A 20,995-nucleotide genomic window follows, 5' to 3' on the forward strand; every position below is an offset into this window, starting at 1 on the left:
CGCACACACCCCCCGCCCGCCCCCCCCGCCCCCCCCCCCCCCCCCCCCCCCCCCCCCCCCCCCCCCCCCCCCCCCCCCCCCCGCGCTCGCGTGAGCCAGGACGACGGCGCCGCGTCAACCCTCGGCGAGCTCCGCGGCGGCCAGCCAGTCGGTCTCGACCTGGTCCTTCTCGGCCAGCAGGGTCCGCAGCCGGCCGTCGAGCTCCATGACCCTCGCGTGGTCGGTGGCCGCGGCGGCGAGCTCGGAGTGCAGCCGCTCCTCCTCCGCGCCGAGCTTCTCCAGCCGCCGCTCGAGCCGGGCGGCCTCCTTGCGGGCGGCACGCACCTCCGCCGCCGAGGGCCCGGCCGGGGCGGGGGCCGCCGCGGTCGGGCCGGCCGGCGCCGCGGAGGGGAGCGCGGCCTCCCCGGCGGCCCGGCGGGCGAGGTACTCCTCCACCCCGCCGGGCAGCGCGGCCAGCGAGCCGTCGCCCATCAGCGCGACCACCGAGTCGCACACCCGGTCGACGAAGTACCGGTCGTGGCTGACCACCAGCACCGTGCCGGGGAAGGAGTCGAGCAGGTCCTCGAGCTGGGTGAGCGTGTCGATGTCGAGGTCGTTGGTCGGCTCGTCGAGCAGCAGCACGTTCGGCTCGGCCATGAGCAGCCGCAGCAGCTGCAGCCGCCGCCGCTCGCCGCCGGAGAGGTCGCCGACCGGCGTCCACTGCCGCGACGCCGGGAAGCCGAACCGCTCGGCCAGCGACGACGCGGAGATCTCCTGGTTGCCGATCCGGGCGATCCGCGCGACCTCCTGCACCGCCTCGAGCACCCGCAGCCGCCCGGGCAGCTCGGTGACGTGCTGGGACAGGTACGCCGGGGCGACGGTCTGGCCGCGCACCACCCGGCCGCGGTCGGGCTCGGTCTCGCCGACCAGCAGCCGCAGCAGCGAGGTCTTGCCGGCGCCGTTGACGCCGACCACACCGATGCGGTCGCCGGGCCCGACGTGCCAGGTCAGGTCGCGGAACAGCGGCCGCGGGCCGTCGTCGGAGGGCACCGCGTAGTCGACGTCCTCGACGTCGTACACCGTCCTGCCGAGCCGCCGGGCGGCGAAGCCCTTGAGCGCCATCGACTCCCGGGGCGGCGGCTCGTCGGCGATCAGCGCCTCGGCCGCCTCGATCCGGAACCGCGGCTTGCTGGTGCGCGCCGGCGCGCCGCGGCGCAGCCAGGCCAGCTCCTTGCGCACCAGGTTCAGCCGCCGCTCCTCGGTCACCGCCGCGACGCGGGCGCGCTCGGCGCGGGCCAGGGTGTAGGCCGCGTAGCCGCCCTCGTAGGCGTGCACCGCGCCGTCGGTGACCTCCCAGGTCTGCGTGCAGACCTCGTCGAGGAACCACCGGTCGTGGGTGACGACGACCAGCGCGCCGACCCGCCGCTTGACGTAGTCGGCCAGCCACGCGACGCCCTCGACGTCGAGGTGGTTGGTCGGCTCGTCGAGCACCAGCAGGTCCAGCGGCCGGATCAGCTGCGCGGCCAGGGCGACCCGCCGGCGCTCGCCGCCGGACATCGGGGCGACCGGGCTGTCCAGGCCGAGCCGGTCGAGCTCCAGGCCGGTCAGCACGCTGCGGACGGCCGGGTCGGCGGCCCACTCGTGCTCCGCGGCGAACAGCGTCTCCGGCAGGACGACGTCGCGGACGGTGGCGCCCGGCGGCAGCGTGCCGGACTGGTCGAGGACGCCGACGGCGAGGTCGCCGCGCCGCGTGACCCGGCCGGAGTCGGGCTCCTCGCGGCCGGTGAGGACGCCGAGCAGCGTGGACTTGCCGCTGCCGTTGCGCCCCACGACGCCGATCCGCTCGCCGGCGGCGACGCCGAGCGAGACGTCGTCGAGCAGCACGGTGGTGCCGTGGGCCTTGGAGACCCGCTCGAGGTTGAGCAGGTTCAGCGGGGCGCTCACGGCCGGGTCCAGGTCATCGGACGCCCAGTATCCCCGGCTCCCGGTCCGTCCCGGCCGCCCGGGGGCGGACCGCTAGTGGACCCCAAGGCACCCGCAAGTGCGATCCGGAGAGTCGTCGGCAGCACACCCCGGGTGTCCGGGGCGGACGAGCGGAGGACGACATGAGCATGACGGCAGCGGCCCACGACGCGGCGTTCCCGGGCCCGGCGCCGGCGGCACCGCGCCTGCGGGCGGTCCCGCCGCTGGCCGAGCCCGCCCCGGAGACGACGGCGCTGTGGTGGGCCCGGCTGCTGCGCCGCGGCCCCGGCCCCGTCGAGTACTCGCTGGTGGCGGTCAACTCCGACCGCTTCCCCGACGGCACCCCGGTCGACATGACCGCCGTCGACGCCCGCGGCCGCCGCCCCGCCGGCTGGCAGGTCGACGTCCGGCACCGCGCCTCCGACGGCCGGGTGGTGCGCATCGAGGTCGCCGAGGAGCTGTCGGGGACCTGCCCGCCGATGTGGTTCGCCGAGGTCACCCACGCGCACAGCGCGGTCCCGGCCGCCTCGCTGCTGGCCTTCCGCGGCAACGCCTTCCGGCCCGGCGCGGTCGTCCGCCCGCACGAGGTCGCCGCCGCCGGGGTGCGGATGACCGACCGGATCGCCGAGGTCCGCTGGTGGATCCGCTCCGGCCTGGTCGACGACGTCACCGTCGAGCCGGTGTACCGCGGCCGCGGCGTGGCCCGCACCCTGGTCACCGCCGCCGAGGGGCTGCGGTTCCTGCGCGGCTGGGCGCCGCTGCGCTCCGACGGCCGGCTCACCGACGCCGGCGCCGCCTGGCTCGGGTCGGCCCCGCCGGCGTGGCGGCCACGGCTGGCCGAGCGCAGCGAGGTGCTGCCCGACGCCGACGTCGAGGAGGAGCTGACCGGGGTCGCCCGGCTGCTCCGCTGAGCGCCGCCGTTCCTCTCGACCTGCAAGAAGATCGCGCGCCACCTATCGTCGGTCCGGTGCGACTCCCCGCCGTCCCCTGGTCGGCCGTGGAGCGCCGCGCCGCCACCGTCCCCGGCGGACCCGTCTCCCGCGTCGGGGGTGCCGGCCACCCGGCCGTGCGCGGTCTGGTCACCGACTCCCGGCGGGTGGTCCCCGGCTCGTTGTTCGCCTGCGTCCGCGGTGCGGTCAGCGACGGGCACCGGCACGCCGGGGCCGCCGCGCGGGCCGGCGCCGCGGCGCTGCTGGTGGACCGGCCGGTCGACGTCGCGCTGCCGCAGCTGCGGGTCCCGTCGGTGCGCGCCCAGCTCGGCCCGCTCGGCGCGCTGCTCGCCGGCGACCCGGCCCGCGCGCTGCGCCTGGTCGGGGTGACCGGCAGCAACGGCAAGACGACGACCGGCGCGCTCGTGCGCGGCGTGCTCGACGCGGCGGGCACCCGCACCGGCGTCGTCGGCACGCTCGGCGCGTCCGTCGGCACCCGCTCGCGCGGGACGTCGCTGACCACGCCCGAGGCCCCGGAGCTCCACGAGCTGCTGCGGTGGATGGTCGACGCGGGGGCGCGGCGGGCCGTCGTCGAGGCGTCCTCGATCGCGCTGGACATGGGCCGCATCGACGGGCTGCGCTTCGACGTCGCCGTGTTCACCGGCTTCGAGGAGGACCACCTCGACCACCACGGCACCCTCGAGCAGTACTGGGCGAGCAAGGCGCGGCTGTTCGAGCGCGACCGCGCGGCGGCCGGCGTCGTGGTCGTCGACGACCCGTGGGGCCGGCGGCTGGCCGACCAGGCACCGGTGCCGGTGACCCGCGTGGGTTCGGCCGCGGACGCCGACGTCCGGGTGCTGGGCTGGCGCACCGGCGCCGGCGGCACCGAGGTGCTGCTGGCCGACGACGCCGGCGGGCACCGGGTGCACAGCCCGCTGGTCGGCCGGGTGCACGTGACCAACCTGGCCGCGGCCTGGGCCACCGGGCGGGCGCTCGGCATGGACCCGGAGCGGATCGCCGACGGCCTGGCCACGGTCGCGCCGCCGCGGGGGCGCAACACCGTGCTCGGCGGCGCGGGGCGGCCGCTGGTCGTCGTGGACTACGCGCACACCCCGCGCGCGCTGGCCGCGGCGATCACCACCGCCCGCGACCTGTCCGGGCCCGGCGGCCGGGTGCACCTGGTGCTCGGCGCCCGCGGCCGGCGGGACCGGTACAAGCGGCAGGGCCTGGGCGAGTCCGCCCGCGCGGCCGACGTCGTCTGGCTGACCAACGAGGGCAGCCACGGGGAGGACCCGGCGGCGATCGTGGCCGAGCTGCGGGTCGGCCTGCTGGGGGCGGACGCGGCCGTGCGCACCGTCCCGGACCGGCGCGCGGCGATCCTGGCGGCGGTGCGCGCCGCCGGCCCGGCCGACGTCGTCCTGCTCGTGGGCCGCGGCCACGAGACCCGGGTGCTCGACACGACCGACCCGCGCGACGCCGTCCACCTCGACGACGCCGAGGTCGCGAAGACCGCGCTGCTCGCCGAGCACGGGCCGCCGACGAACGGCGCGGCCGGCGACGAGCTCGCCTCCTGACGCCCGGGCGGGAACACGCGGGGCCTTCCCGGTGCTACGGTCGCCACTGGTTGAGAGCTCAACTGAGGGAGGCCGGCCATGCCCGCCGTCACCGTCGAGGACACCACCACCCTGCCCCGCGTCCCGCTCCCCGCGCCGGGCACCGTGCGGCGCCGCACCCGCTCGGTGACCACCGCGCCGTCGGGGTTCGAGGGCGAGGGGTTCCCGGTCCGCCGCGCCTTCGCCGGGGTCGACCTGCGCGACCTCGACCCGTTCCTGCACATGGACCAGATGGGCGAGGTCGAGTACGCCCCCGGTGAGCCCAGGGGCACCTCCTGGCACCCGCACCGCGGGTTCGAGACCGTCACCTACATCATCGACGGCACCTTCGAGCACGCCGACTCCCACGGCGGCGGCGGCACGATCAGCAACGGCGACACGCAGTGGATGACCGCCGGCGGCGGCGTGCTGCACATCGAGCGGCCGCCGGAGCACCTGGTGGTCAGCGGCGGGCTGTTCCACGGCCTGCAGCTGTGGGTGAACCTGCCGCGGGCGCAGAAGTGGGTGCAGCCGCGCTACCAGGACCTGCGCGCCGACCGGTCGGTGCTGCTGGCCAGCCCCGACGCCGGCGCGTTCCTCCGGGTCATCGCCGGTGACGTCGCCGGGCACCGCGGGCCGGGCTCCACGTACACGCCGATGGCGATGGTGCACGCCACCGTCTCCCCCGGCGCGACGCTGGACCTGCCGTGGGACCCCTCGTTCAACGCCCTGGTCTACGTGCTGTCCGGCGCCGGCTCCGTCGGCATCGACGGGGCGCCGGTCCGCACCGGCCGGCTCGCCGTCCTCGGCCCCGGGGACACGGTGACGGTGCGCGGCGCGGTGCAGCAGGAGTCGCGGACGCCGGCCCTCGACGTCGTCGTCCTCGGCGGCCGGCCGATCCGCGAGCCGATCGCCGTGTACGGGCCGTTCGTCATGAACACCCGGCAGGAGCTGCTGGACGCGTTCGCCGACCACCAGGCCGGCCGGCTCGGCAGCATCCCGGCCACCGACGCGCACCGCGCCGTGCGCGGCGAGACCGGGCAGTGAACGCGGCCCCCGGTGGCGGCTTCCACGCCGCCGCCGGGGCCTGCATGCTGGCCGCAACCCGCCGACCGAGGAGTCCCCGTGTCCGTCTTCCCGCCCGTCCCGCTGGCCGAGTGGGCCGACACCAAGGACACCCTGCACCGGTTCCTGCAGGTCGTCGGCAAGCTGCGGCTGGCCAACGCCCCGCGGCGCAACCACTGGTGGCACGTCCCCTTCCACCTCACCGGCCGCGGCCTGACCACCCGGCCGATGGGCTTCGACCCCGTCTTCGCCGTCGACCTCGACCTGGTCGACCACCGACTGGAGATCGCCGTGGCCGACGGGCGGCGGGCGTCGTTCCCGCTGCCCGGGCTGAGCGTGGCGGCGTTCTACCGCCGGCTGCTCGGCAGCCTGGCGGCGCTCGGCCTGCCCGCGACCGTCGAGCTGCCCGTCCCGTTCGACCTGGCCGACCGCACGCCGTTCGCCGAGGACGAGCACCACGCCGCCTACGACCGCGCCGCGGTGACCCGCTACTGGGTGGTGCTCGGCCAGGTGGCCCAGGTGCTCGAGGAGTTCGCCGGCCGCAGCTACGCCAAGACCAGCCCGGTGCACCACTTCTGGCACACCTTCGACCTGGCCGTCACCCGCTTCTCCGACCGGCGGGTGGAGCAGCCGGAGACGGTCGACCCGGTCACCCGCGAGGCCTACTCGCACGAGGTGATCAGCGCCGGCTTCTGGTTCGGCGACGACCAGGTCCCGGAGCCGGCGTTCTACTCCTACACCGCGCCCGAGCCCGCGGGCCTGGCCGAGGAGCCGCTGCGGCCGGCGGCGGCGCGGTGGATCGACAGCCGCGGCGCCCACCTCGCGCTGCTGCCCTACGAGGACGTGCGGACGGCGGCCGACCCGCGCGGCACCGTCCTGGACTTCCTGGAGAGCGCCTACGCCGCCGGCGCCCGCCGCGCCGGCTGGGACCTGGGCGCGCTGCGCTGCCCGACCGCGCCCGAACCCCGCTGACCCTGCCCACCGCCCGCCGTCCGGAGGTCCGCCCGTGAGCAACACCGAACCCCGTCCTACCCCGCGCGAGGTGGGCGGCCTGGACGGCACGGCCGCCGGGCCCGCCCTCGACCTGCTGCCCGCCAAGGAGGTGCCGCTGGGCGAGTCCACCGTCGTCCGGCGGCTGCTGCCGACGCTGGGCCGCCGGATGGTCGGCGCCTGGGCGTTCGTCGACCACTACGGCCCCGACGACGTCGCGGCGACCTCTGGCATGCAGGTGACGCCGCACCCGCACACCGGCCTGCAGACGGTGTCCTGGCTGCTGCAGGGCAGCGTGCACCACCGCGACTCCCTCGGCAGCGACGTCACCTTCGGCCCCGGCCAGCTCGCGCTCATGACCGCCGGGCACGGCATCGCGCACTCCGAGCAGTCCCCGGTGCCGCACCCGCGGTTCCTGCACGGCGCCCAGCTGTGGGTGGCCCTGCCCGACGCCGCCCGCGACACCGCGCCGGCGTTCGAGCACCACGCGACCCTGCCGGGCTTCACCTCCGACGGGCTGACCGCGACGGTGCTGCTGGGTGGCTTCGGCGGCGCGGTGTCGCCGGGCACCGCGTACACGCCGATCCTGGGAGTCGACCTGGACCTGGCCGCGGGCGCGGACGTCGAGGTGCCGCTGGAGCCGGACTTCGAGCACGCGCTGCTCGGCGCCTCCGGCGGGGCCGACGTCGAGGGCGCGCCGCTGGCGCACGGGGCGATGGTCTACCTCGGCACCGGCCGGCGGTCCGTGCGGATCCGGACCGAGGCGGCCACGAGGCTGCTGCTGCTCGGCGGCGAGCCGTTCGAGGAGCGGCTGGTCATGTGGTGGAACTTCGTCGGCCGCTCGGGCGAGGAGATCACGGAGTACGCCGAGCGGTGGAACGACGGCGACCCGCGGTTCGGCGTCGTCGCCGGGTTCGACGAGGACCAGCGGCAGCTCGCGCCGGCGTTGCCGCCGGTGCCGCTCAAGGCCCGGGGGCGGGTCCGGTGACCGTCCACGACCGGCACCTGGCGTTCGTGGCGGAGCACCAGATGGGCGTGCTGGCCACGATCAAGCGCGACGGGCGGCCCCAGGTGTCCAACGTCGGCTACTCCTACGACCCGGAGCAGCGGCTGTTCCGGGTCTCGGTGACCGCCGACCGGGCCAAGACGCGCAACCTCCAGGCCGACCCGCGGGTCACCCTGCACGTGACCTCGCGCGACTTCTGGTCGTGGGTGGCCGTCGAGGGCACCGCGGAGCTCACCCCGGTCGCCGCCGACCCGCACGACGCCACGGTGGAGGAGCTCGTCACCTACTACCGCGGCGTCTCCGAGGAGCACGAGGACTGGGACGACTACCGCCGGGCGATGGTGGCCGAGCGGCGCCTGGTCGTCCGGTTCACCCCCGAGCACACCTACGGCCAACTGCCCGGCTGACCCCGCTCACGCGGCGGGTGGCTCCTGGAGCACGGAGAAGCCGGCGCCCCACGGGTCCGCGACCACGGCGAAGCGGCCGAACCCGGTGTCCTCCGGCGTCGTCGTGACCTTTCCGCCCGCCGCCTCGACCGCGGCCACCGCCTCGTCGGTGGAGGCGACGGAGAAGCAGGTCGCCCAGCCCTGCGGCGCGCCCGGGACGACCCCGCCCAGGCCGCCGAGCGGGCGCTCGCCGGTGGCGAAGGTGGCGTAGCCGCCCATGCCCTCCAGCTCGTCGAACCGGAAGCCGAACACCGCGGCGTAGAAGGCCCGCGCCACGGCGGGGTCCTCGACGGCGGCCTCGTTCCACGCCAGCGAGCCGGGCTCGCCGTGCACCTCCACGCCGGTGTGCGCGCCGGCCTGCCACAGGCCGAACTGGTTGCCCTGCGGGTCGCGGGCGACGGCCATCGCGCCCAGCGGCCCGATCTCCACCGGCGCCACGACGACGGTGCCGCCGGCGTCCCGGATGCGGTCGCAGGTGGCCCCGGCGTCGCCGGTGGCGAAGTACGTCGTCCACGACGGCGCGGCGCCCGGCTCCGTCTGCGGGCCGAGACCGGCGGCCCGGTGCCCGTCCCGGAGCGCGGTGACGTAGCCGCCGGACCCGGGCGCGTCCTCCGTCCAGTCCCAGCCCAGCAGCGCGCCGTAGAAGGCCTTCGCCGCGGCGGGGTCGACCGCGCCGTAGTCCACCCAGCAGGGCGTGCCGTCGGGCCAGGGGGCGTTCCGGGTGGGCATGGCTCCTCCTCGGGTCGGGAGGGCACCGTCCCACCGGTGACCGACAGTCCGCCGCCCTCCGGGGCGCCCTCCGGAGGGGCCGCGGCTAGAAGCGGCCGCCGCCGCTGCGGCCGCGGCTGCGCGAGCCGCCGAAGCTGCCCCCGCGCGGCCGCCCACCACCACCGAAACCGCCGCCGAGCCCCCCGCCGCCGTAGCCGCGCCCGTGCCCGCCGCCGAAGCCGCCGGCCAGGATGCCGCCGAGCACCAGGCTGCCGAGGTCCACGCCGCCACGTCCGCCGCCGTAGCCGTAGCCGGACGGGTAGCCCGGCCCGTAGCCCGGCCCGTAGCCGCCGTAGCCCGCGGACCAGCTCGTGACGTCGGACTGCGCGAGCTGCAGCGCCGACTGCGCGAGCTGGTCGGCCAGCTGCGCCTCCCGCAGCGCGCCCTCGGGGTCGGTGCGCCCCGTGCCGACGGCGGCGTCGAGGTGGCGCTGCGCCTCGGCCAGCCGCGTGCGGGCCTCGGGGCCGACCGCACCGCGCCGGGTGGCGACGAAGTCCGCCGCCGCGGCCACCGCCGAGCGGGCCCGCAGCAGCGTCTGGTCCAGCGCCGCGGCCGCCCGGCGGGCCCGGGTCTGCGCGTCCCGGGCGACGGCGAGCGCCTGCTCCAGCGCGAGGTCCGCCTCCTCCAGCCGGCGCAGCGCGGTGAGCGGGTCGGGCAGCGCGCCGCCCGCGGAGCCCATGGCCTCCTCCGCGGCGGCCAGCCCCGCCTCGGCCCGGGCCACCTGCGGCCGCAGCCCGCCGGCGTTCCCGGAGGCCACCAGCGCGCGGGCCTCGGCGAGGTCCTCCTCGGTCTCGGCGCGGACGGCGGGCAGCCGGGCGGCGGCCTCCTCGAGGTCGCGCTCGAGCCGCCCGACGGCGTCGAGCAGCGTGCCGACCTGGGCCACCGCGTCCTCCGCCGCCCGCAGGTCGCCCACCGCCTCACCCGAGCGGCCGGCGTCGAGCGCGGCGCGGGCCTCGGCGGCCTCCTGCTCGGCGGCGGCCAGCCGCGCGCGGGCCTGGTCGAGGTTGTCGGCCACCGGCGCCAGCGCGGACGCCGCGTACCGCCGCTGCAGCCAGGTCATCCGCTCCTCGTCCTGCGGCAGCCGGCCGTGCAGCGCGGTGATCCGCGGGCCCAGCGCCTCCAGCGCCTGCGGGGCGGTGCGCTCGAGGTCGCGCAGCTGGTCGAAGGCCTGCGCCTGCTCGTCGAGCCGGGCGTCGGCGGCCGCGGTGAGCTGCAGGATCTCGCCCAGCACCCGCCTGCGGGTCGGCTCGTCCTCGGGCACCTCGTCGTCGAGCTGCTGGCGCAGCGTGAACGCGCGGGTCAGCTCCTGCCGCGACCGCCCCAGCGCCTCGGTGAACCCGGCGACGGCGGCCTCCCCGTACTGCAGCCGGGCGAAGTCCAGGTCCAGCTGCGAGGTCTTCACCGCCTCGTCGAGGTCGAGCAGCGCGGCGCTGGCCCGGCCCTGGAGCTCCTCGGTGGGCACGCCGGCGTTCGGGTCGGGCCGCTCGATCCGCGTCGTCGGCGGCTGCTGGGCCCCCTGCCGGCGGCGCCGCGACCGCGCCACCAGCCAGGCGCCCCCGCCGACGACTGCGACCCCTCCGACGACGGTGGCGGTGACGGCACCCGAGCCCGAGCCGGAGCCGGAGCCCGCCGCGTCGCCGACGCCCTCGGCGAAGGCCACCCCGGCGCCGGCCCAGTCGCCGGCGCCGAGCTCGGGCTCGACGTCCCGCGCGAGGAAGTCCTCGATCTCCGCGTCGCTCTGCGGGAACGCGTCGTCGACCCAGTAGCCGTAGCGCCGGTCGTCCACCGCGACGGCGAACAGCACGTCGGTCGACCCGAGTCCGGACGCCTCCGCGGTCGCCTGCGCCCACGCCCCCTGGTCGAGGCCGTCGAAGCTGGCCACGTAGACGACGAACGCCTGGGTGCCGTCCTCGGCCTGCCGCTCGTCGACCGCCTGCTGCACCTGCCCGAGGCCCCCGGAGCCGAGCACCCCGGCGCGGTCGGTCACCTCGTCGGGGACGTCGAGGGGCGGCTCGGCCAGCGCCGGGCTCCCGCCGGCGACCAGGACCGCGGCCGTGACTGCGAGGACTCCCACCAGCCGGCGCACGGTCCCGACCCTAGGGGGGCGCCCGCCCCTCGGCCGGGTAGGACGGGCACGACCGGGTAGGGGGCGGTCGACCGAGTCCCGGCCCGAGGAGGACCACCGTGAGCGAGACCGACCGCATCCCCGCCGACCGGCTGCCCCCGGGGACGGTGGGCCGGGCCGGGAAGTGGGCCGTGGGCAACCGCGACGGCGAGTACTTCGCCGTGTCCCGCCGCTGCCGCCACCAGCTCGCCGACCTCTCCGGGGGCTCCCTCGACGAGAACGGCTGCCTCGTCTGCCCGTGGCACCAGGCCCGCTACGACGTCCGCACCGGCGACATGGTCGAGGGCCCGCGCGGCTTCCTCGGCTACCACGGGCCCACGCCGGGCTACACCCAGTTCGTCCGCGGCTACGCGAAGGTGCTGCGGCTGCGGGTGAAGCGGGCGCTGCGCCGCGGCAACGACGTCGTCGTGGAGGACTGACGTCGTCGTGGAGGACTGACGTCGTCGTGGAGGACTGACCTCGTCGTGGAGGACTGACCTCGTCGTGGAGGACTGACGTCGTCGTGGAGGACTGACGTCGTCGTGAAGGACTGACGTCGTCGTGGAGGACCGAGGCCCTAGGTCCGCTCGATCGGCGCGTCGAGACCCTGCACGAGCGCATCGCTCTCCGGGCTCTCCGCGCCGGTCGGGCGGACGCTGACGCCCTGCGTGGCGGCGACCTCCTCCGGCGAGCGCGGTGCGAGCAGCCCGTCGCGGATCTCCTCCGCCCAGTGACAGCCCACCAGGTGCCCGGTGCCGAGCTCGCGGAGGACGGGCACCTCGTCGTCGCACCGGGTCTCCTGCCGCCACGGGCAGCGGGTGTGGAAGCGGCAGCCGCTGGGCGGGTTGGCCGGGGAGGGCAGGTCCCCGGCCAGCAGGATCCGCTCCCGGCTCTCCTCGACCACCGGGTCGGGCACCGGGACGGCGCTCATGAGCGCCCGCGTGTACGGGTGCAGCGGCTCGGAGTAGAGGACGTCGGAGGGGGCCTGCTCGACCAGCGAGCCCAGGTACATGACGCCGACGACGTCGCTGATGTGCCGGACCACCGCGAGGTCGTGGGCGATGACGAGGTAGGTCAGGCCCAGCCGCTCCTGCAGCTCCTCGAGCAGGTTGACGACCTGCGCCTGCACGCTGACGTCGAGCGCGGAGACCGGCTCGTCGGCGATGAGCAGGTCCGGCTCGAGGGCGATCGCGCGGGCGATGCCGATGCGCTGGCGCTGGCCGCCGGAGAACTCGTGCGGGTAGCGGCGCAGCGCGGCCGACGGCAGGCCGACCGCGTCGAGCAGCGTCCGGATCCGCTCGGCGATGCCCTGCCGGCCCCCGCCCAGGCCGTGGGCCACGAGCGGCTCGGACAGCAGCGACTCGACGTTCTGCCGGGGGTCGAGGCTGCCGAGCGGGTCCTGGAAGACCATCTGCATGCGGCGGCGCAGGGTCCGCAGCGGCTCCCCGGACAGGGAGGCGACGTCGGTCCCGTCGAAGACGACCCGCCCGCCGGTGGGCTCGACCAGGCGCAGGACGGCGCGCCCGAGGGTGGACTTGCCGCAGCCGGACTCCCCCACCAGCCCGTACGTGGTGCCGCGCTCGATGCTCAGGTCGACGCCGTCCACGGCGCGGACGTGGCCCACGGTGCGGTCGACGAACAGCCCCCGCTTGATCGGGAAGTGCACCTGGAGGCCCTCGACCCGCAGCAGCGGGTCCGCGGACGGGACGGCGGTCATCGGGCGGCTCCGGACGCGGTGGCCCCGGCCGGGGACCCGGGGTACTCGAGGGGGTGCCGGCAGCGCAGCTCGCGGCCGGGGCCGTCGTACTCCAGCGGCACCGTGCTGCCGGCGACCTCGGTGAGGCAGTCGTCCTGGGCGTTGTCACACCGCGGCGCGAACGCGCAGCCCTCGGCCCAGGGGATGGCGTCGCGCGCGGAGCCGCGGATGGGGTGCAGCGGCGCGCCGCGGGCGCCGTCCAGCCGCGGGACGGAGGCCAGCAGGCCGCCCGTGTAGGGCTGGCGGGGCCGGGCGAACAGCTCGTGCCGGTCGGCCGACTCGATGATCCGGCCGGCGTACATGACGTGCACCCGGTCGCAGAGCCCGGCGACGACGCCCAGGTCGTGGGTGATCATCACCAGCGCCGTCCCCGAGTCGACGACGAGCTCGCGCAGCAGCTCGAGGATCTGCGCCTGGATCGTCACGTCGAGCGCGGTCGTGGGCTCGTCGGCGATGAGCAGCCGGGGCGCGCAGGCCAGCGCCATCGCGATCAATGCCCGCTGCCGCATGCCGCCGGAGAGCTGGTGCGGGTACTCCTTGAGCCGGCGCCGGGGGTCGGGGATGCCGACGCGGTCGAGCAGGCGGGTGGCCTCGTCGACGGCGTCCTTCCTCGACAGCTCCCGGTGCTGGAGGAGGACCTCGGTGACCTGGGTCCCGATGGGCACCGTCGGGTTCAGGGAGGACAGCGGGTCCTGGAACACCATGGCCATGTCCGCGCCGCGCCGGTCCCGCAGCTCCTTCTCGGGCGCACCGACCAGCTCCGCGCCGTCGAGCCGGACCGACCCGCCGACCTCCACGCCGCGGCGCGGCAGCAGGCCCATGACCGCGAGGGACGTCACCGACTTGCCGCAGCCGGACTCGCCGACCAGCCCGATCGTCTCGCCCGGCGCCACGCTGAAGCTGACGCCGTCGACGGCCCGCGTCGGCTGCTCGCCCCGCCGCGTGAACGTGACGGTGAGGTCCTCGACCTCGAGCACGGGCAGGCCGGTGCGGTCGACGGATCTGGGCGGCAGCTCCTCGATGGTCAGCGGGCTCACCTCCGGAACTTCGGGTCGAGCGCCTCGCGCAGCGACTCGCCGAGCAGGGTGAAGCCGAGCGCGACGACGACGATGCACAGGGCCGGGTAGACGGCCAGCTCCGGCCGCACGGACAGGAAGTCCTGGGCGTTGGACAGCATGGCGCCCCACTCGGGGCGGGCCAGGTCGGGGTCGCCCAGGCCGAGGAAGGACAGGGCCGCGGCCTCGATGATCGCGGTCGCCAGCGACAGCGTCGTCTGGACGATCACCGGCGACAGCGAGTTGGGCAGGACGTGCCCGAACACGATCCGGCCCCGTCTGATGCCCAGGGCCTGGGCGGCGAGGACGTAGTCGCTGTTCCGCTGGCTCAGCATCGACCCGCGCAGCAGCCGGGCGAAGACGGGGACCTGGGTCACCGCGATGGCGATCACCAGCGACCACTGGTTCTGGCCCAGGAGCACCGAGATGCTGATCGCCATCAGCAGGCCCGGGATGGACAGCATGATGTCGACGAGCCGCATGATGACGGTGTCGACCCAGCCGCCGAACGCTCCGGCCAGGACGCCGAGGGACATGCCGACGACGACGCCGATCAGCGTCGACACCACCCCGATCAGCAGCGACTGGCGGGAGCCGACGATCAGCCGCGAGAGCAGGTCCCGGCCCAGCTCGTCGGCACCGAGGGGGAAGCCCTCCCGGGCGCCGGGGATGAAGCCGGGGCGGATCTCCGACAGCAAGGTCTGCGCCAGCGGGTCCCGCGGGGCCAGCAGCGGCGCGAACGCCGCCACGAGCAGGAACACGACGACGATGACCGCGCCGGCGATCGCCACCGGGTTGCGCCGCAGCCGGCGGAACGCGCTGCGGGTGAGCGAGACGCCGCCCTCGCCCTCGGGCACCTGGCCGGCGCGGGCGGCCAGCTCGTCGATCCGCCGCCGGCGGACGTCGCCCACCGCGGTCATCGGCCCTCCCCCTCGTTCACGAGACCCTGACCCGGGGGTCGAGCAGCCCGTAGGAGATGTCGACCAGCAGGTTCACGATGACGTACATGATGGCCAGCATCAGGACGAAGCCCTGCAGCAGCGCGTAGTCCCGCTGGAAGATCGCATCGTAGATGGCCGACCCCACCCCGCCGAACGCGAACACGGTCTCGGTGAGCACCGCCCCCGACAGCAGCAGGCCCGTCTGCAGCCCGATCGTCGTCGACACCGGCAGCAGCGCGTTGCGCAGGACGTGCCGGCGCCGGACGGTCGCCGTCGCCAGGCCCTTGGCGTTCGCCGTGCGCACGTAGTCCTCGTTCACCACGTCCAGGACCGAGGCCCGGGTGATCCGCACGATGATCGCCAGCGGGATGGTGCCCAGCGCGATGCCCGGCAACACCAGGTGCGTGAAGGCGTCCCAGGCGGCGTCCCACTCGCGCGTCAGCAGGCCGTCGAGGACGTAGAAGTTGGTGACGCGGGTGGCGTCGATGCGCACCTCCTGGCGCCCGGAGCCGGGCAGCCAGCCGAGCTCGACGGCGAAGAGCAGGCGCAGCAGGTAGGCGAGGAAGAAGACCGGGATGGCGACCCCGATCAGCGAGCCGATGACCGACGCCGAGTCCAGCCAGCTGCCGTGCCGGCGGGCGGCCAGGTACCCCAGCGGGATGCCGACGCCGATCGCGAACACCATCGCGAACACGGTCAGCTCGATGGTGCCGGGCATCCGCTCGAGGAACTCCTCGGTGACCGGGCGCCCGGTGCGCGCGGAGTTGCCGAAGTCCAGTTGCACGGCGCGGCCGAGGAAGCGCAGGTACTGCACGTACAGCGGCTGGTCGAGCCCGAACAGCTCGTTGTAGCGGGCGATCGCCTCGGGGGTGGCGCGCTCACCGAGCGCGGCCTGGGCCGGCCCCCCGGGCAGCGCCCGCAGCCAGGCGAAGAGCAGGACCGACAGCCCCAGCAGGATCGGGATCAGCTGCAGGAGCCGCCGGACGACGAAGCGGAGCACGCGCTCGGGTCACCTCTCCGGGGGCAGGAACGGCGCCGGCCGCGCCGGGGACAGGATCCTCCTGCCCCGGCGCGGCCGGCACTGCGGGTCAGTCGCTGAGCGACACCGTCGCGAACTCCTCGGCGGTCAGCGGGCTGGGCTCCAGGCCCTGCACGTTCTCCGCGACCACCAGGGCCGGCGGGGAGTGCGAGATCGGGACACCCGGCAGGTAGTCCATGATCAGCCGGTTGGCCTCCTGGTAGAGCTCGGTGCGGCGGCTGGCGTCGGGCTCCTGGTCCGCCTGGTCCAGGGCCTGGAAGATCTCCGGCGCGCTGAACGCGCCGAACTCCGCCGACGCCTGGTTGTTCGCGTCCTCGGCGAAGAACGTGCCGATGAAGTTGTAGGCGTCGTTGTAGTCACCGGTCCAGCCGAGCAGGTGGACGTCCGCCTGGCCGGCCTGCACCGCGTTGGTGTAGTCCGGGTTCCACGGCAGCGCCGTCGCCTCGACCGTGAAGCCGGCGTCGGTCAGGTTCTGGCTGATGACCTGGAACATCGCGGCCGGGTCCGGCAGGTAGGGCCGGCTGACGTCGGTCGGGTAGTAGAACCGCAGCGTCGTGCCGAGCTGGCCGGCCTCGGTGAGGAGCTGCCGGGCGCGGTCGGGGTCGTAGTCGTAGGTGGTGACGTCCTCGGCCCAGCCGTCGACCGTCGGCGGCATGAACTGGGTGGCCGCCTCCGCACCGGCAGGCAGCAGCGAGTTGACGATCGTCTCGCGGTCGATGGCGTGCGCGATCGCCTGCCGCACCCGGATGTCCTGCAGCGCCGGGTTGGCGTTGACGCCAGGCACGTTGCCGCCGTTGATACCCAGGTACAGGATGTTGAACGGGTCGCGGACCAGGACCTGGAGGCCCTCGTCCTCCAGGGACTGGTAGTCCGCGGGGGCCACGTAGTCGTAGCCGTCGATCGAGCCGGCCTGGAGCTCCTGCCGGCGGGCGTTCCCGTCCGGGATCGTCCGGAAGATGATCTCGTCGAGGAGTGCGGAGTCACCCCAGTAGTCGTCGTTGCGGACGATGGTGACCTCGCCGTTGCCGCGGTCCCAGCTCTCGAACTTGAACGGACCGGTGCCGACCGGGTGCTCGAGGGCGTACGCGGGGTAGGTGAGCGCGTCCTCGCTGCCCGAGAGGTTGTCGGCGTCGTACTCCTGCAGGGCCGTGGGGCTCTGGATGGAGAACGCCGGCAGGGCGAGCGCGGAGGGGAACTTCGAGGTGACCTGGGTCAGCCGGATGACCGCGGTGTTCTCGTCGCTCGCCTCGCAGCTCTCGTAGATGCTCGGGAAGTCCGGCGTGCTGGCGAAGCCGCCGAAGACCGCCTGGTAGTAGTACGAGGCGCTGGGGCTCTGTGCCAGGCCCTCGAAGTTGTACCAGCGGTCGAAGTTGAAGCAGACCGCCTCGGCGTTGAAGTCGGTGCCGTCGTGGAACGTCACGCCCTGGCGCAGGTTGAAGGTGTACTCGAGTCCGTCCTCGCTGACCTCCCAGTCCTCCGCCAGTTCGGGCTCGGGATCGGTTCCCCCCAGTTCGTTGCCCAGGAGGCCCTCGAAGATCTGCCGGGAGACGCGGAAGGTCTCACCGTCGCTGCCGAAGGCCGGGTCGAGCATGGCCGGGTCACCGGCCGCCCCGAAGACGAGGGTGCCGCCGGACTGGGCCTCGCCACCCTCCCCGCCGGAGCCGGAGTCCCGGTCACTGGAGGCACAGGCGGCCAGGGTCACTGCGGTGAGCACGGCCGCCGAGGCGGCGAGCGCACGCTGTGGTCGACGCTGCATCGCGGAAGACCTGCCTTCTCGACCCCGCGGGGCCGGATGAGTTCGACGCTGGGCGGCCGCGCGGCGGAAGAACCGCGCGGACGTGCGTCGGACCCTAGGTCTCCCGGGGAGAGGTGCCCGAGCCGTCGGCCCCCATCGACACCATCCTGTGACCTTGCCGGACGGCGCCCGTGACCGGCCTGGCCGCGGGCGCTAGGCGTCGATGCGGCGGCGGCCCTCGAACGCGCGCCCCAGGGTGATCTCGTCGGCGTACTCGAGGTCGCCGCCGACCGGGAGCCCGCTGGCCAGGCGGGAGACGGTCAGGCCGAGCGGGCCGACCAGCCGGGCCAGGTACGCCGCGGTGGCCTCGCCCTCGAGGTTGGGGTCGGTGGCGATGATCAGCTCGGTGACCGTGCCGTCCATCAGCCGGGTCATGAGCTCCTTGACCCGCAGGTCGTCGGGGCCCACGCCCTCGATCGGGCTGATCGCGCCGCCGAGGACGTGGTAGCGGCCGCGGAACTCGCGGGTGCGCTCGATGGCGACGACGTCCTTGGGCTCCTCGACGACGCAGATGACGTCGTCGGAGCGGCGCGGGTCCTTGCAGATCCGGCACTGCTCGCCCTCGGCGACGTTGTAGCAGGTCACGCAGAAGCGCACCTCGGCCTGCACGCGCTGCAGCGCGGCGACCAGCCGGCCGACGTCGGCGGACTCGGCGGCCAGCAGGTGGAACGCGATGCGCTGCGCGCTCTTGGGCCCGACGCCGGGCAGGCGGCCGAGCTCGTCGATGAGGTCCTGGACGGCCCCCTCGTACACGGTGCTCCTCGGGGAGAAGGGAGGTGGTGCGCCGGTCAGGCGCCGGGCAGCCCGGGGAAGCCGCCGCCGAGACCGCCGGCCAGCGGGCCCATGCGGTCGGCGGTCAGCTCGCTCGCCAGGCGCGAGGCGTCGCGGACGGCGGCGACGACGAGGTCCTGCAGGGTCTCCACGTCGTCGGGGTCGACGGCGGACGGCGCGATGGTGACCGACCGCAGCTCGCCGTCGCCGCTCATCGTCGCCGTGACCAGGCCGCCGCCGGCCGAGCCGGTGACCTCCTCGTTCGCGAGCTGTTCCTGCGCGGCGGCCAGCGCCTGCTGCATCTGCTGGGCCTGCTGCAGGATCGCCGACAGGTCGGGCTGGCCACCACCGGGGAACATGACCCGAGGGTAGGCCGCCGGTCCGACATCCGGGGGGACGGCGGCCGGACCGGCGCGGTCAGCCCTCCAGCGGCTGGGCACCCAGCTGGGCGCGCAGCAGCGCGAGCGCCGCCTGCTCCGGGTCGACGGAGGGCTCGCGGTCGGCGGCGGGGTCGTCGCCCTCGGCCGCCCGCTGCGCCATCAGCTCGCGCGCCTCGGCCGCCTCCGCCGCCCGGGCCGCCTCGCGCGCGGCCTCCGGGGACGGGCCGGCCGGGCCCGAGCCGCGGGTCGCGCCCTCGACGACCGCCTCGACCTTCCAGCGCACGCCGAGCAGCTCGTTGAGCGCCTCGCGCAGCACGTCCTTGTTGAGGTCGTCGCCGATCCGGCGGGCCAGCGCCGGCGACGACGTCGCCAGCGTGAGGACGCCGTTGCGCAGCTCGTGCACCTGCGCGTTCTTGAGCAGCGCCTCGGTGGTGCGCTTGTGCCGCTTGACGGCGGCGAGCACCTCGGGCCACACCCGGCGGACGTCGCCGGTGGACAGGCCGCCCTCGCCGGCGTCCCCGGTCCCGGGCTGGTCGGCGGGCGGGTTCGCGGACACCACCGGTCTCGGCTCGCCGCCGCGCGGGGCGGGCGCGGACTCGGCGGCGGCCCGCGGCGGCGCGGCCGGCGGGCGCGGCTCGGCCACCCGGGACGCCGCGGCGCGCGCGGCGGCGGGCTGGGCGGGGTGCGGCCAGTCCTCGTCGTCGGTCGGCTCCGGCGGCAGCGGGACGTCGGGCTCGCCGGTGGCCACCCGCACGCCGGGCCGGGGGCCCGCGGGGGCGGCCGCGGGACCGGCCGGGGCGGGCGCCGGGCGGGACGGGGCCGAGCCGGGCGGCGTGGTCTCGGGCCAGTCGTCGTCGGCCGCGGCTGCCGGGGACGCGGCCGGTGCCGGGGCCGGGGCGCCGGCGCCGGGCGCCCGGGTCTCCGGCCAGTCGTCGTCGGCCGCCGGGGTGGCCGGGGACGCCGGCGCGGAGGACGCCGCGGCGGGCGCCGGGCTCGGCAGCGGGCCCGCGGCCGCCGGGGCGGGCGGGGCCGTCGGCGGCGTCACCGGAGGCGCCGCGGGCGCGGCCGGCTCCGGCGCCGCCGGGGGCTGCGCGGTGCGCTGGGACGGGCGGACGTACTCGCGCCGCGGCGGGCCGCCGCGCTCGGCCGGGGCCGGCTCCTCGCGGACCGGCGCGGGCCGCGCGGCCTCACGGGCGGGCGCCGCGGCCGCGGTGGCGGTCCCGGTCGCGGCCTCCGGCACGCCGCTGATCGCCAGCCGCCGCTCGAGGCGCTCGAGCCGCTGCAGCGCGCCCGCGGCGGTGTCGTCGGTGGCCGGCAGCAGCATCCGCGCGCAGACCAGCTCCAGCAGCAGCCGCGGGGCGGTGGTGCCGCGCATCTCGGTCAGCCCGGCGTGCACCGTGTCGGCCAGCCGCGACAGCGTCGCGGACCCCAGCGCCTTGGCCTGCTGCACCATCAGGTCCAGCCGGTCGGGCGGGCAGTCGAGCAGGCCGTTGGCGCCGGCGTCGGGCACGGCGTCGAGGACGATGAGGTCGCGCAGCCGGTCGAGCAGGTCGGTGGCGAAGCGGCGCGGGTCGTGCCCGGCCTCGACGACGCGGTCGACGGCGCGGAAGACGCCGGGCGCGTCGGTGGCGGCCAGCGCGTCGATGGCCTCGTCGAGCAGCGCGTCGTCGGTGACGCCGAGCAGCCCGACGGCGCCGGCGTAGGTGACGCCCTCGGGCCCGGCGCCGGCCAGCAGCTGGTCGAGGATCGACAGCGAGTCGCGCACCGAGCCGCCGCCGGCCCGCACGACCAGCGGGAACACCGTGGGCTCGACCTGCACGCCCTCGGCGGCGCACGTCCTCTCCAGCAGCCCGCGCAGCGTCGTCGGCGGCACCAGGCGGAACGGGTAGTGGTGCGTGCGCGAGCGGATCGTCGGCAGCACCTTGTCCGGCTCGGTCGTCGCGAAGACGAAGACGAGGAACTCCGGCGGCTCCTCGACCACCTTGAGCAGGGCGTTGAAGCCCTGCGTGGTCACCATGTGCGCCTCGTCGACGATGTAGACCTTGTAGCGGCTGTGCACCGGCGCGAAGAAGGCGCGTTCCCGCAGGTCGCGGGCGTCGTCGACACCGCCGTGGCTGGCCGCGTCGATCTCGATGACGTCGAGGGAGCCCGGGCCGTCGGGCGCCAGCGCGACGCAGGACGCGCACACGCCGCACGGGGTCGACGTCGGCCCCTGCTCGCAGTTGAGCGAGCGGGCGAGGATCCGCGCCGACGACGTCTTGCCGCAGCCGCGCGGGCCGCTGAACAGGTAGGCGTGGTTGACCCGGCCGCCGTCGACGGCGTTGACCAGCGGGGTGGTCACGTGCTCCTGGCCGACCACCTCGGCGAAGGTCGCCGGGCGGTACTTCCGGTAGAGCGCCAGAGCCACGCGGCGAGGT

The 20,995-nt window shown here is 76.1% G+C and carries 18 protein-coding genes; 7 read left to right on the forward strand and 11 right to left on the reverse strand.

Going from position 1 to position 20,995, the window contains the following annotated elements:
* Positions 1 to 114: 114 nt before the first annotated feature.
* Entirely contained in the window at positions 115 to 1,923 is a 1,809-nt protein-coding gene (locus ACI796_RS15705) for an ABC-F family ATP-binding cassette domain-containing protein (RefSeq protein ID WP_456942162.1), read from the reverse strand.
* Between the two features lie 161 nt (positions 1,924 to 2,084).
* On the opposite strand from ACI796_RS15705, the gene ACI796_RS15710 reads away from it, so the two are divergent.
* The 6 genes from ACI796_RS15710 to ACI796_RS15735 all read left to right on the forward strand — a co-directional run bounded on the left by ACI796_RS15710 (position 2,085) and on the right by ACI796_RS15735 (position 7,930).
* The gene (locus ACI796_RS15710; protein WP_456942163.1) at positions 2,085 to 2,852 is read left to right on the forward strand and encodes a hypothetical protein; all 768 of its coding nucleotides are present in this window, start codon (positions 2,085 to 2,087) and stop codon (positions 2,850 to 2,852) included.
* Positions 2,853 to 2,908: 56 nt separating this feature from the next.
* On the forward strand, positions 2,909 to 4,444 hold the full coding sequence (locus ACI796_RS15715; RefSeq protein WP_456942164.1) for a Mur ligase family protein: 1,536 nt from the start codon (positions 2,909 to 2,911) through the stop codon (positions 4,442 to 4,444).
* A 78-nt stretch (positions 4,445 to 4,522) separates the two neighbouring features.
* Positions 4,523 to 5,509, forward strand: a complete 987-nt coding sequence (locus tag ACI796_RS15720; RefSeq protein ID WP_456942165.1) for a pirin family protein — start codon at positions 4,523 to 4,525, stop codon at positions 5,507 to 5,509.
* Between the two features lie 78 nt (positions 5,510 to 5,587).
* Positions 5,588 to 6,499 carry a DUF5996 family protein gene (locus ACI796_RS15725; protein WP_456942166.1) on the forward strand — a complete coding sequence of 304 codons (912 nt, stop codon included), beginning with the start codon at positions 5,588 to 5,590 and terminating at the stop codon, positions 6,497 to 6,499.
* A 34-nt stretch (positions 6,500 to 6,533) separates the two neighbouring features.
* Positions 6,534 to 7,505, forward strand: a complete 972-nt coding sequence (locus tag ACI796_RS15730; RefSeq protein ID WP_456942167.1) for a pirin family protein — start codon at positions 6,534 to 6,536, stop codon at positions 7,503 to 7,505.
* The gene (locus tag ACI796_RS15735) at positions 7,502 to 7,930 is read left to right on the forward strand and encodes a PPOX class F420-dependent oxidoreductase (protein ID WP_456942168.1); all 429 of its coding nucleotides are present in this window, start codon (positions 7,502 to 7,504) and stop codon (positions 7,928 to 7,930) included. The genes ACI796_RS15730 and ACI796_RS15735 overlap by 4 nt, the downstream gene beginning before the upstream one ends.
* Before the next feature lie 6 nt (positions 7,931 to 7,936).
* Here the strand turns inward: ACI796_RS15735 and ACI796_RS15740 are convergent, their stop codons facing one another.
* Both ACI796_RS15740 and ACI796_RS15745 read right to left on the reverse strand, forming a co-directional pair.
* Entirely contained in the window at positions 7,937 to 8,698 is a 762-nt protein-coding gene (locus ACI796_RS15740) for a VOC family protein (protein ID WP_456942169.1), read from the reverse strand.
* 85 nt (positions 8,699 to 8,783) lie between these two features.
* Positions 8,784 to 10,823 (reverse strand): TPM domain-containing protein, encoded by a 2,040-nt coding sequence (locus tag ACI796_RS15745; protein WP_456942170.1) that lies wholly within the window; start codon positions 10,821 to 10,823, stop codon positions 8,784 to 8,786.
* Between the two features lie 98 nt (positions 10,824 to 10,921).
* Here ACI796_RS15745 and ACI796_RS15750 point away from each other — a divergent pair, with 98 nt between their 5' ends.
* Positions 10,922 to 11,281, forward strand: coding sequence for a Rieske (2Fe-2S) protein (locus ACI796_RS15750; RefSeq protein ID WP_456942171.1), 360 nt, complete (start codon positions 10,922 to 10,924; stop codon positions 11,279 to 11,281).
* 137 nt (positions 11,282 to 11,418) lie between these two features.
* On the opposite strand, the gene ACI796_RS15755 is transcribed toward ACI796_RS15750, so the two are convergent.
* From ACI796_RS15755 to ACI796_RS15790, 8 genes are all read right to left on the reverse strand, one after another.
* Positions 11,419 to 12,558 carry an ABC transporter ATP-binding protein gene (locus ACI796_RS15755; RefSeq protein WP_456942172.1) on the reverse strand — a complete coding sequence of 380 codons (1,140 nt, stop codon included), beginning with the start codon at positions 12,556 to 12,558 and terminating at the stop codon, positions 11,419 to 11,421.
* Positions 12,555 to 13,634, reverse strand: coding sequence for an ABC transporter ATP-binding protein (locus tag ACI796_RS15760; RefSeq protein ID WP_456942173.1), 1,080 nt, complete (start codon positions 13,632 to 13,634; stop codon positions 12,555 to 12,557). Before ACI796_RS15760 ends, ACI796_RS15755 begins: the two co-directional genes overlap by 4 nt.
* A complete protein-coding gene (locus tag ACI796_RS15765; RefSeq protein ID WP_456942174.1) occupies positions 13,631 to 14,572 on the reverse strand; it encodes an ABC transporter permease in 942 nt (313 codons plus the stop codon). The genes ACI796_RS15760 and ACI796_RS15765 overlap by 4 nt, the downstream gene beginning before the upstream one ends.
* Before the next feature lie 16 nt (positions 14,573 to 14,588).
* The gene (locus ACI796_RS15770) at positions 14,589 to 15,593 is read right to left on the reverse strand and encodes an ABC transporter permease (protein ID WP_456942175.1); all 1,005 of its coding nucleotides are present in this window, start codon (positions 15,591 to 15,593) and stop codon (positions 14,589 to 14,591) included.
* A gap of 88 nt (positions 15,594 to 15,681) precedes the next feature.
* Positions 15,682 to 17,388 carry an ABC transporter substrate-binding protein gene (locus tag ACI796_RS15775; protein WP_456942176.1) on the reverse strand — a complete coding sequence of 569 codons (1,707 nt, stop codon included), beginning with the start codon at positions 17,386 to 17,388 and terminating at the stop codon, positions 15,682 to 15,684.
* Positions 17,389 to 17,580: 192 nt separating this feature from the next.
* Positions 17,581 to 18,180: a recombination mediator RecR gene (gene recR / locus ACI796_RS15780; RefSeq protein ID WP_387987503.1), complete on the reverse strand. Its 600-nt coding sequence runs from the start codon at positions 18,178 to 18,180 to the stop codon at positions 17,581 to 17,583.
* Positions 18,181 to 18,215: 35 nt separating this feature from the next.
* A complete protein-coding gene (locus ACI796_RS15785; protein WP_456928344.1) occupies positions 18,216 to 18,557 on the reverse strand; it encodes a YbaB/EbfC family nucleoid-associated protein in 342 nt (113 codons plus the stop codon).
* Between the two features lie 58 nt (positions 18,558 to 18,615).
* The gene (locus ACI796_RS15790; protein WP_456942177.1) at positions 18,616 to 20,985 is read right to left on the reverse strand and encodes a DNA polymerase III subunit gamma and tau; all 2,370 of its coding nucleotides are present in this window, start codon (positions 20,983 to 20,985) and stop codon (positions 18,616 to 18,618) included.
* Positions 20,986 to 20,995 lie beyond the last annotated feature (10 nt).

This window comes from Geodermatophilus sp. SYSU D00525, assembly GCF_054050475.1.